Genomic DNA, 10,668 nt, shown 5'->3' with positions numbered 1-10,668 from the left:
GGTCAACACCATCCATCCGTGGGCGGTTGCGACGGCGATGGCCGACGATCCGTTCATCGAAAAGACCCTCCCCGCCCACCCCAACTACCTGATGTCATTCGGCAGCGTGCTGCCGCACCTACCCACCGCCGAACCAAGTGACATCTCCGATGCGGTGATCTGGCTGGCATCGGATCTGTCCCGTGCGGTGACCGGCACCCAGCTGACGGTTGACATGGGCGCTACCAAGGTCTGAGCGGGGTATCCCACAATGGCTGAGCTGTTTTCGGTGATACGCGCGCAGCGGGCGTGTCGTCGGTTTGACCCTGATGGCAAAGTGACCGACGCGGACCTCGAGCAGATGCTCGATGCTGCGGTGCATGCGCCCAGCGCAGAAAACACCCAGCCCTGGCACTTTATTGTGGTGCGCGACGCGCAGACCCGAGAAGACCTCGCGCGCTGGTGGACCGAGACCTGGCAAGCTGGTGGTTCGGAGTACGCCCGTCAGCACGTCACAAGCGACGCGATGTATGCCGACCTCGAATTCGCCGTGGGCCCAGGCGGGTTCGCGAGCGCGCCGGTAGTGGTCGTGGTCTGCGTGGACACCCAGCGTGTGCCGGAGATCTTTGCACAATCTTCGATCTATCCCGCCGTGCAGAACCTGCTGCTGTCTGCCAATGCGCTCGGCTACGGGTCATGCTTGACCACAGGGCTGACGACGTTCGGCGTCGATCGGGTCCGGGAGCGACTGCAGCTGCCTGACACGCTGTCGCCGATGGCCGCCGTCTATATCGGCCGGCCCGCCATGCCGCTGGCTCCGCCGCGGCGGCGTCCCGCGACGCAGGTGACCCACCGCGAACGGTTCGGGACCCCGTGGTGACCGGCCGGTTGCCGATCCGATCGGAGGTCAGATGAGTCCGCACGTGCCCCGGCGGGTCGAGGACATCACCAGCGAATGGCTATCGCAGGTTCTTCAAACAGGCGTCACCGACGTGGCGATCGCCGAAGTGATCGGGGGTACTGCGACGAAGCTCCGGCTTCGGCTCGCCTACGACGGCCCGGTGCCGCTTCCGGCCACCATGTGCCTCAAGGCCGGCATGGGAGACCACGCGGCTTTCATGGCGCCGGTCGGAATCTATGCCACCGAGGCCCGATTCTTCCGAGATGAGCTGTCACACAGCAAGGTACGCGCTCCACGTGTGTACTGGTCCGACGTCGACGACGAGGGCTTCGGCGCGATTCTGATGGAAGACCTGAACCGGCCATCCGTGCGGTTCTGTTCGGCGCGCACGCCGCTGACCGTCGCCGAAGTGTCTCGCGCGCTGGAAAACCTCGCACTGCTGCATGCCGGCCGGTGGAACAGCGAGTGGCTGTCGAGCGCTGAGTGGCTCGAGCACTTCGCCGACCCCGACAGCAAAGGCCGGGCGTACTTTTCGATGCTGGGAGCCGACACTGTGGCCGGGTTCATCAACCAGCCCGAGCGCAGCGCGGTCCTCCCCGATGAACTGCATGACGCCCGCCGAAGCTTGGACCTGTTCTGGGGTTTCGTCGCAGTCTCAGACGCGGGACCAAAGACGCTGCTGCACGGCGACGCCCATGTTGGCAACGTCTACTTCGACCATGGCCACGCCGCACTCTGCGACTGGCAGGTCGCCGGCCGGGGGTCACCGGCGTTCGACGTCGCTTACCTGGTGGGATCGGCGATGAGCACCGACATGCGCCGGCGCACCGAACACGAGCTTGTCCGGCACTATCTGGCAGCCCTGGCTCGGGCGGGCGTCGCCGATGCGCCAACGTTCGACGAAATGTGGGAGCTATATCGCGCCCACATGGCCTACGGCTACTTTGCCTGGCTGACCAACCCCGAAGCGTTCCAGCCCCGAGACATCATCACCGAAACGCTACAGCGCTTCGGTCATGCGGTTGTCGACCTGCAAACCGGCGCAGCGGTGGGCGTGGCGCTCTCATAGGGGGCTGCACACCGCGCGTCAGCACGAAAGGAAGGTTGCCATGACGGAGATCCGCGAAACACTTCGCACCCACCGGGAAAACCTTGTCGTGCGGCACATTGACGCCGAGAACCGCAACGACACCGAGACCGCACTGAAAACCTTCAGCCGGCCCAAATATGACCTGCGCGCCGTCGAGGGGCCGGTGATCGAGGGTACAGAGCCGGTTCGCGACCTCATCGCCTCGTTCGGCACCTCCCTGCCGTCGATCACCTACGTCGCCGACAAGATCCACCACACCGAGGACGCCGTCATCGTCGAGTACCGCATCACTGGCCGCCACGACGGCGAGTACAACGGAATCCCGCCCACTGGTGCAACGGTCAACTATCCGGCCATCGCCGTCTACGAGTTCGACGGCCCCGACCTCATCTGCGAGCGGATGTATCTCAACCTGCGTGGCTTGGAAGCTCAACTCCGCGGCGAGGATTCGTGCAGTCAGGCGTGATAATCCGCAAAGTCACACGCATCAACGGCCAGACTTTAACGGGAGCCCGTAGATGTCGACCCGACCCAGCTGCGCGATGACGAAAGACCCGCGCGGCACTGGCACAGTGGCTCCCCTGGCACCAGCCGCAATCCGTTGACATGGCGGTCTCCGACTCAGCCGCCCCTGCCACCAACCTGCTGAACGCCAGGATGATCACGTCGCGCGCTTCACCGCCAACACCGGCGGCGTGGATTACGGAGTCGTCAACTACGGTTTTGCGGGGCCAAATGCGCGCTACGGGTTCACTGGTTTCGCCGACGCCGCCCCCTGACCCGCCGGGGTTGGGCTGGCGGCTCCGGCAGGTGGGCAATGCCGTGCAGCAGAAAGCAAGCAACCTCGTGGACGATGCGCTCCCGCGAGAGCGAGTCGCCGGCCGCAAACAACAGCTCGGCGTGCACCACAGCCGAGAGCACCATGCCGAACGTGAGCCGCACCGTGAGCACCGGATCGCGCACGGGCAGCCCGTATTCGGCCGAGCCCTCGCGCGCGGTCGCTTCTAAACGGGAGAACAGCTCTTCCAGCCGGTCCGCGGTCGCCTCGTGGTGGGCTCGGGCCGACAGCAGTGCGGTCACGAGTTGACGGTTGTCCTCGAAGAATCCGTAGAGCAGCTCCACGTAGTCAGTGGCGAGCTCCTCGATCGACTCGCCGTGCAGACCGCGCCGCGCCCAGTAGTGCACCCACTCGTCGACGAACTTTGCGAACGGATCCAGCACGGCCTCGTCGAACAGTCCGGCCTTGTTGCCGAAGTGCCTAAACAGCAGAACTTCGCCGACCTCGGCGCGGCGGGCGATTTCCTTGGTCGACGCCCCGGCGTAGCCGCGCTCGGCGAAGACGTCGCGACCGGCGGCGATCAATCGAGACCGCACTTCGTCGCCGCTGCGGCGGATGCGTGGAGTACGGCCGGCTGGCTCGGCGCGCATTGCCCTCCTGCCTATTGCGCTGCTTCTCGCACTCTGCCACAGTGCCGCAGCTAAGCGGCATTGACACGAGGCGGGAGCCCAACTATACAGTGATTACTAACTAGTGATGTGAGCTAGAACACTGCAGGGGTAGAAGTGACGGACGTTACAGAAGTTCCGGTAACCGGCCTGGGCACCGCCGCAGGACAAAAAATAGGCGCGGTGCGCGTCGACTTCGTTCCGAAAGAGCCCTACTACGAGGCGAAATACGTTGCGCTGGAAAAGCAACTGCTCTGGCCGAACGTCTGGCAGGTCGCCTGCCGGCTTGAGGAAATCCCCAACCCCGGCGACTACGTCACCTACGAGATCGCCGACGAATCGATCATCGTCAACCGGGTGGACGAGGCCACCGTGGCCGCCTACTACAACGTTTGCCAGCACCGCGGCCGCCGGTTGACCGAAGGCTGGGGCAACGCCAAGCACTTCTACTGCCGTTTCCACGGCTGGCGCTGGAACCTCGACGGCAGCCCGCGCGAAGTCCTCGACCGCGACGACTACAACGGCTGCCTGCAGGACTCCGACATTCATCTGAAATCCGTGCACGTCGACACCTGGGGCGGATTCGTGTTCGTCACGATGCAAGACTCGCCGGAGCCGCTGCGCGACTACCTGGCGCCGGTGCCCGAGATTTTCGACGGCTATGAGTTCGAGAAGATGCGTTACCGGTGGTACAAGTCGGTGATTTTGCCGTGCAACTGGAAAGTGGTGCTGGAGGCGTTTAACGAGGGCTACCACGTCGCGGCCACCCATCCACAACTGCTGCGCTTCCAAGACGATTGGACGGTCAGCGAGGCGTTCGGCAAGCACGCTATGTCCACCTATCCACCCGACAACCGGCCGATGGGATTCCCGTCGCGGCGGCTGGGCGGTGAGGTACCAAAAGACCTGCGGCACGGCCTGTTCAAGTTCATGGAGGAGATGGAACGCGAACTGCGCGCGATCTGGAGCACGCGTGATTACGAGGCCGCCAAGCGGCTGCTGACCGACGTGCCTGAGGGCGAGGAACCCGCCAGCGTATTGATGCAGCTGCTGATGTTTCAGCGCGAGGCCGCGATCGAGGACGGCGCGGGCTGGCCGGACGGGATCACCTTCGAGCAGATCGTCAAGGCCGGCATCGACTGGCACATGTTCCCCAACCTGATCGTGTTGCCGTTCATGGACGGAGCGTTGTGGTATCGCGCCCGCCCCAACGGGGATGACCCCGACTCATGCGTGTTCGATGTGTGGTCGCTGGTGCGCTACGCGCCCGGCAAGGAGCCACCACTGGAGCGCCAGTTCTTCTCCAGCTGGGAGGAGCACGACGACTGGGGCGGGATTCTGCCGCAGGACTTCCAGAACCTGCGTCACGTGCAGCAGGGCATGAAATCACGTGGCTTCGCCGGTGCACGAACGAATCCCGTTCAGGAGAGACCCATTTCGAACTTCCACCGGGTGCTGCACGAGTATCTCGGCCTCAACGGGCAGGACGGCGGCCGATGAGCACACCGACTCCCGAGGACCTGCTTGGGATCTACCGAACCGCGGCGCTGATCAGTTTCACCGACGAGCGCATCCGCACGCTGCTGATGTCCGGAGAGATCGCGCTGTCGTACTACTCACCGCGCGGCCAGGAAATCGTCGCAGCGGCCACCGCGGCGAATCTGCGGGCCGAGGACTACGTGGTCACCACCTACCGCGGCATCCACGACCAGATTGCCAAAGGAGTGCCGCTGCGCCCGCTGATGGCCGAGTACTTCGGAAAAGTCACCGGCTTTTGTAAGGGCAAAGGTGGTCCGATGCACGTCACCCATCCCGCGACGGGGGTCATGCTGACCACCGGCGTGGTGGGTAGCGGCCTGCCCATCGCCAACGGACTCGCGCTGGCCGCGCAGCTGCGCGGCGAGCAGCGGGTGGTAGTGGCGAACTTCGGTGACGGCGCCAGCAATATCGGCGCGTTCCACGAGGCGCTCAACCTGGCGTCGCTGTGGAAACTGCCGGTGGTATTCCTGTGCCAGAACAACGGCTACGCCGAGCACACCGCCTACGCGAACGGCACGAGTTGTGCGAATATCGCCGACCGGGCGGGCGGATACGCGATGCCGGGGGTGACGGTCGACGGCAACGATCCCGCGCAGATGTTCAGCGCGGCCGGCGAGGCGATCGAGCGTGCCCGGGCCGGCAAGGGGCCGACGCTGCTGGAGGCGAAGACTTTCCGCTACATGGGCCATTTCTTCGGTGACGACAGCAGCTACATCGACGAGCACATCTATGCCGAACGGTTGGCGCGCGATCCGGTTCCTGCGCTGCGAGCAGCCCTGCTGGCCGACGGCCATGCCACCGAACCGGAGTTGGCCCGGATCGAACAGGAATGCCGAGAGCAGATCGAGGACGCCGTCGAGTTCGCCCGGGCCAGTGACCATCCCGACATCGCCGAGTTGGGTCGCGACGTGTACGCACAGGAAGTGTTGGTATGACAACGCGGACAATCACATTCGCGCAGGCCTCGAATATGGCCATGGACGATGCCTTGGCCGCCGACGAGTCGGTGATTCTGCTGGGCGAGGACATCGCCGACCGCGAGGGCGGCGGGGTGGCCAAGGTCACCGCTGGGCTGTCGACAAAATACGGGGCGCAGCGGGTGCGCAGCACGCCGATCAGTGAGCAGGCCATCGCCGGTTGTGCGGTCGGCGCCGCGATTGCGGGGATGCGTCCGGTGGCCGAGATCATGCTGGCCAACTTCCTATCGGTCGCCATGGATCAGATCGTCAATCACGCGGCCAAGATCCGTTTCATGTCGGGTGGTCAGACCGCGGTGCCGCTGACCATTAGGACGATGAGCGGGGCGGGCATGGGTTCGTGCGGGCAGCACTCGGACATGCCGGAAGTCTGGCTGGCCCACGTGCCCGGGTTGAAAGTGGTTACCGGCTCGTCGCCGGCAGAGGTCAAGGGATTGCTGCTGTCGTGCATCTTCGATGACGATCCCTGCATCTTCCTGGAAACCATGCCCACCTATTGGGACAAAGGTCCCGCGCCCGAACCCGGGCTGCGGATCCCGTTGGGACAGGCCAACATCACCCGCGCCGGCAGTGACATATCAGTGATCACCTACGGGCGCCCCGTTGCTCAGATCCTTGGCCTGGCCGACAAGCTCGACGCCGAGGGCATCAGCGTGGAAATCGTTGACCTACGCACTATTTCGCCGATGGACAAGACCACCGTGCTGGAGTCGGTGGCCAAGACCGGGCGCGCGGTCGTGGTCCATGAAGCCGTCGAGCAATTCGGCGTCGGCGCCCAGGTATCGGCCCTCATCGCCGAAGAACTGCACGGCTCGCTGCGCGCGCCGGTCGTGCGTGTGGGCTCGCGCAACTGCCCAGTGCCGTTCAGCCGGGTACTCGAGCAGGCCTACATGTACAGCGCTGATCGCATCGAAGCCGCGGTCCGGAAGGCCATGTAGTGCCGCTCATTCACAAGATCAAGATCCCCAAGCTCGGCATGGCCGTCGAAGAAGCCACCTTGTCGGAGTGGCTGGTCGAAGATGGCCAGCGTGTGGAGATCGGAGCGCCATTGTATGTGGCGGCAACTGACAAGGTTGATCAGGAAATCGCGTCGCCTGCCGCCGGGCGCATCCGCCTGATCGGTTCTCCCGACGAGACGTATCCGGTCGGCACATTGATAGCGGAGATCACCGACGAGCCATGACAGACAACGAGATCGACGACTGGGATGTTGTCACCGACTGCGTGATGGTCGGCAGCGGCGGCGGTTCGATGTGCGCCGCACTGGCTGCCGCTGACGCCGGCCAGCAGGTCCTGGTACTGGAAAAGACCGATGTGGTCGGCGGTTCCACTGCGATGTCGGGAGGAGTGCTGTGGCTACCCGATAATCCAGTATCACGTGCGGCCGGTGTCCAAGACAGCCGCGCCGATGCGCTGCATTATTTCGACGCCGTCGTCGGACATGACCGTCCGTCTACCTCGCCGGCTCGGGTGGGTGCTTTCCTAGACGGAATCGGACCAATGGTGCGATTCCTAGAGCGGCAGGGAATTCCGTTTCGTCACTGCGAAGGCTACGCCGACTACTACTACGACCGCCCCGGCGGCAAAGCCCGGGGACGCTCGATTGAGACTGAGCTGTTGGACACCACCCAGCTCGGCCCATGGCAAAAACGACTCCGTATCAGCGAAACGCTGCCGGCCATCCCCATCCACACCGGGGAACTCGCCCCGCTGACGGCGGGCATCCGCACCGCCAAAGCGGTCAGCACCGCCGCCAAGGTTGCCGCCAGACTTGGCGCGGCCATAGCGCGCCGACAATCGGTGCGCGGATCCGGTGTGGCCCTGCAGGGCTGGATGCTGCTGGCCGCCATCCGCGCCGATATCCCGGTATGGACATCATCGCCCGTCACAGACCTCGTGCGCGATGGCGACGGCCGCGTCATCGGGGTCTGCGCCATGCGCGCAGGGCGCCCCATACGTATCCGGGCCCGGCGCGGCGTGCTGCTTGACGCCGGTGGCTTTTCGCACAACGAGGCGATGCGAACGAAATACGGTCGCCAGCCCGCCTCGACGGCGTGGACCGTGGCCAACCCGGGCGACACCGGCGAGGTGATCGAAGCCGCGATGCGTCACGGCGCAGCCACCGATCTGATGGACGAAGCGTGGTGGATACCCAGCTCAGTCCTGCCCGATGGTTCGCCGCTGTACGTCGTGTATGAGCGGTCCAAACCGCATGGCATCCTGGTCGACGGCAATGGCGAGCGCTACGTCAACGAAGCTGCGTCCTACATGGAAGTCGGCCAGGCGATGTATGACAGAAACGCGGCGGCACCAGCGATTCCGAGCTGGTGGGTCATGGACAGCCGCCATCGCCGCCGCTACATGTGGGGCTTCGCCCCGGGCGGATTGACCCCACGGCGCTGGATCTCCAGCGGATACATGGTCAAAGCCGCCTCGCTCGATGAGCTCGCCGCACGGTGCGGCATCGACGCCGCCGGCCTGGCACGCACCGTGCAGCGCTTCAATTCCTTTGCAGCGCAAGGCAAAGACCCCGATTTCCACAAGGGCGAGCGCGCGTACGACCGCTACTATGGTGACCCGCGGGTGCGACCCAACCCATGCGTCGCACCGGTCGAGCGGCCGCCGTTTTACGCCGTGGCGCTCTACCCGGGTGACGTCGGCACCTGCGGCGGGCTGCTGACCGACGAAAATGCCCGGGTGATCGACACCGACGGCCGGCCGATGCCAGGGCTATATGCAGCGGGTAACTGCACCGCGTCGGTCATGGGACGCACCTACCCTGGCGCGGGCGCCAGCATCGGCGCGTCGTTCGTCTTCGGCTGGATCGCGGCCAACCACATGTGCGGCGCGGCCGACCTGCATGCCTTCGCCCGTGCGCCGGTGGCGCCAACTTCCCTACCGGCCTAGTGCCATGGCTCGGCTGAGGTTCGGCTCGGCGGCCGCCGCACCCGCGCCGGCGACGCCCGAAAAACCCGGCGTGTCCTTCGTGCGGGCGGTTGATCTGGCCGAGTTGTCGGCCGAGACGGTCGGTGCATCGCTGGCCCGGCATGCTCGCGATACGCCGGAGCGAGCGGCGCTGATGTGGCTCACCGACATCGGCATGGAATCGATGACCTGGAGCGAGCTGTACGCGCGATCGTGTGGTGCGGCGGCCTGGTTGTGCGAACTCAACCCGCACCGTGGGCGAGTCGCGCTGGTGGCGCCTAACTCTGTGGAGTGGGTCATCGCCATGTACGCCTGCGCGCTGGCGGGCCTGGCGGTGGTGCCGATCAGCCCGTCGGTCACCGACAGTGAGGCTGTCTACCTGCTTTCACACGCGCGGGTCGCGGTCGTCCTGGCCGCCGAGTCGTTCGGGCATCAGCAGGTGCTCGACCGCATGAGCGCCCTGCGACAGGCGCTAGCGCCGCAACCCGCCGTCCGCGACATCGCCGCGGTGCGCGCGCCCGTTCGGCACGCCCGGGCACCGCAGTGCACTGTAAGACCCGACGACGAATTTCTCATCCAGTACACGTCGGGCACCACCGGCCAACCCAAGGCCGCCAGCCTGTCGCACCGCGTCGCGGTGAACATCGGCCGCATCTACGGCCGAGCGAACGCTGCACAACCGGGCGAGCAGTGGCTCAACCCGCTGCCCTTGCATCACGTCGGTGCCTCGATCACCGGACTAATCACTACCTTGTCATTCGGAGGCGGCTACACCATCGTTGAGCGTTTCGACCCAAAGATGCTGCTGCGGGCGATCCGCGAGACGAGCCCGACATTGATCGGGCTGGTGCCCACCATGCTCATCGACCTGCTCGCCATGCCCGAAGTATCGCCCGCCGATTTCTCTTGTGTGCGAACCATTGTCGGAGGCGCCACCGCCGTCGACCCCCGCCTGATCGACGATGTCGAGCGCCGACTCAACATCACGTTCATGGTGGCCTACGGACAAAGCGAAGCCCCGGCAATGACATCGAGCTCGCCCGGCGACTTGGCATTCGTTCGCACGCACACACTGGGGCGGTGCCTGCCCGGACGCGACTACATGATCTGCGACCGCGCGGGTCGACTCGTTGCGACCGGCGCAGTGGGCGAGTTGTGCGTGCGCGGGCCGCTGATCATGTCGGGTTACCTTCGGCCCGACGGCTCTCTGGACCCAGCCGTCGACGGCGCGGGCTGGCTGCACACCGGTGACCTGTGCTCGATGGACGACGACGGCGTGTTGACCTTCCGTGGGCGCATCCGTGAAGTGATCGTCCGCGGCGGTCTCAACGTCTACCCCGCCGAGGTGGAACACGCGCTGGCCGCGCACGAAACAATCTCGGAAGTGGCGATCTTCGCAGCCCCCGACGCCCGGCTGGGCGAGCGGGTTGTCGCCGCGGTGCTGCCGGCAGCCGACACCCAGGTCGACGTGGCCGCACTGGCAGCCTTCGCTGAAGCCCGGCTGAGCCGCCACAAGCGTCCAGCCGAGTGGAGCGTCGTGACCAGACTGCCGCGCACCATCACCGGCAAGGTCCGCAAGCACCCGCTGCGTGATTGGTCCAAAAATGGCACGTTGCAGGTTAAATGCGGCGCGGTCAGCACCGCCTGAGCCGCCGTCGACACCCGACGACTCCGACGGCGAGGCTCACATCCAGTCGCTGAGCGGCGTTCTACGCGGCTGTGAGCGCTCGCCGCTCGGTGGCCACCGTTATGCACCAGGCCGCAAGGCGATCCCACAACTTATGTCGTGTCGACGCGAAATTGTGCATGTG

Annotated in this window: 11 protein-coding genes; 10 read left to right on the top strand and 1 reads right to left on the bottom strand. The window is 65.4% G+C overall.

Annotated elements, in window-relative coordinates:
* The 4 genes from ACFE99_RS17240 to ACFE99_RS17225 form a co-directional block, all read left to right on the top strand.
* Nucleotides 1–235, top strand: a 235-nt coding sequence (locus ACFE99_RS17240; RefSeq protein ID WP_375487393.1) for an SDR family oxidoreductase, incomplete at its 5' end; no start/stop codon positions are given.
* 15 nt (nucleotides 236–250) lie between these two features.
* A complete protein-coding gene (locus ACFE99_RS17235) occupies nucleotides 251–859 on the top strand; it encodes a nitroreductase family protein (protein WP_375487391.1) in 609 nt (202 codons plus the stop codon).
* A gap of 31 nt (nucleotides 860–890) precedes the next feature.
* Nucleotides 891–1,949 (top strand): phosphotransferase, encoded by a 1,059-nt coding sequence (locus ACFE99_RS17230; protein WP_375487389.1) that lies wholly within the window; start codon nucleotides 891–893, stop codon nucleotides 1,947–1,949.
* A 40-nt stretch (nucleotides 1,950–1,989) separates the two neighbouring features.
* Nucleotides 1,990–2,436, top strand: coding sequence for an ester cyclase (locus tag ACFE99_RS17225; RefSeq protein ID WP_375487387.1), 447 nt, complete (start codon nucleotides 1,990–1,992; stop codon nucleotides 2,434–2,436).
* A gap of 284 nt (nucleotides 2,437–2,720) precedes the next feature.
* On the opposite strand, the gene ACFE99_RS17220 is transcribed toward ACFE99_RS17225, so the two are convergent.
* Nucleotides 2,721–3,398, bottom strand: coding sequence for a TetR/AcrR family transcriptional regulator (locus ACFE99_RS17220; RefSeq protein ID WP_375487385.1), 678 nt, complete (start codon nucleotides 3,396–3,398; stop codon nucleotides 2,721–2,723).
* Nucleotides 3,399–3,533: 135 nt separating this feature from the next.
* Here ACFE99_RS17220 and ACFE99_RS17215 point away from each other — a divergent pair, with 135 nt between their 5' ends.
* From ACFE99_RS17215 to ACFE99_RS17190, 6 genes are read left to right on the top strand one after another with little or no spacing between them, the layout of a single operon-like run.
* The gene (locus tag ACFE99_RS17215) at nucleotides 3,534–4,916 is read left to right on the top strand and encodes an SRPBCC family protein (protein WP_375487383.1); all 1,383 of its coding nucleotides are present in this window, start codon (nucleotides 3,534–3,536) and stop codon (nucleotides 4,914–4,916) included.
* Nucleotides 4,913–5,890, top strand: a complete 978-nt coding sequence (locus ACFE99_RS17210; RefSeq protein ID WP_375487381.1) for a thiamine pyrophosphate-dependent dehydrogenase E1 component subunit alpha — start codon at nucleotides 4,913–4,915, stop codon at nucleotides 5,888–5,890. The genes ACFE99_RS17215 and ACFE99_RS17210 overlap by 4 nt, the downstream gene beginning before the upstream one ends.
* Nucleotides 5,887–6,870 (top strand): alpha-ketoacid dehydrogenase subunit beta, encoded by a 984-nt coding sequence (locus tag ACFE99_RS17205; protein ID WP_375487379.1) that lies wholly within the window; start codon nucleotides 5,887–5,889, stop codon nucleotides 6,868–6,870. Before ACFE99_RS17210 ends, ACFE99_RS17205 begins: the two co-directional genes overlap by 4 nt.
* Nucleotides 6,870–7,115, top strand: a complete 246-nt coding sequence (locus tag ACFE99_RS17200) for a biotin/lipoyl-containing protein (RefSeq protein WP_375487377.1) — start codon at nucleotides 6,870–6,872, stop codon at nucleotides 7,113–7,115. The genes ACFE99_RS17205 and ACFE99_RS17200 overlap by 1 nt, the downstream gene beginning before the upstream one ends.
* Nucleotides 7,112–8,839: an FAD-binding protein gene (locus ACFE99_RS17195; RefSeq protein WP_375487375.1), complete on the top strand. Its 1,728-nt coding sequence runs from the start codon at nucleotides 7,112–7,114 to the stop codon at nucleotides 8,837–8,839. The genes ACFE99_RS17200 and ACFE99_RS17195 overlap by 4 nt, the downstream gene beginning before the upstream one ends.
* A 4-nt stretch (nucleotides 8,840–8,843) precedes the next feature.
* A complete protein-coding gene (locus tag ACFE99_RS17190) occupies nucleotides 8,844–10,505 on the top strand; it encodes a class I adenylate-forming enzyme family protein (protein ID WP_375487373.1) in 1,662 nt (553 codons plus the stop codon).
* The last annotated feature ends 163 nt before the right edge of the window (nucleotides 10,506–10,668 follow it).

The sequence above is a fragment of the uncultured Mycobacterium sp. genome (assembly GCF_964249325.1).
Lineage (GTDB): Bacteria > Actinomycetota > Actinomycetes > Mycobacteriales > Mycobacteriaceae > Mycobacterium.
Note: the sequence above shows the minus strand (reverse complement) of the source record. Positions and strands in the feature narration are given on the sequence as shown.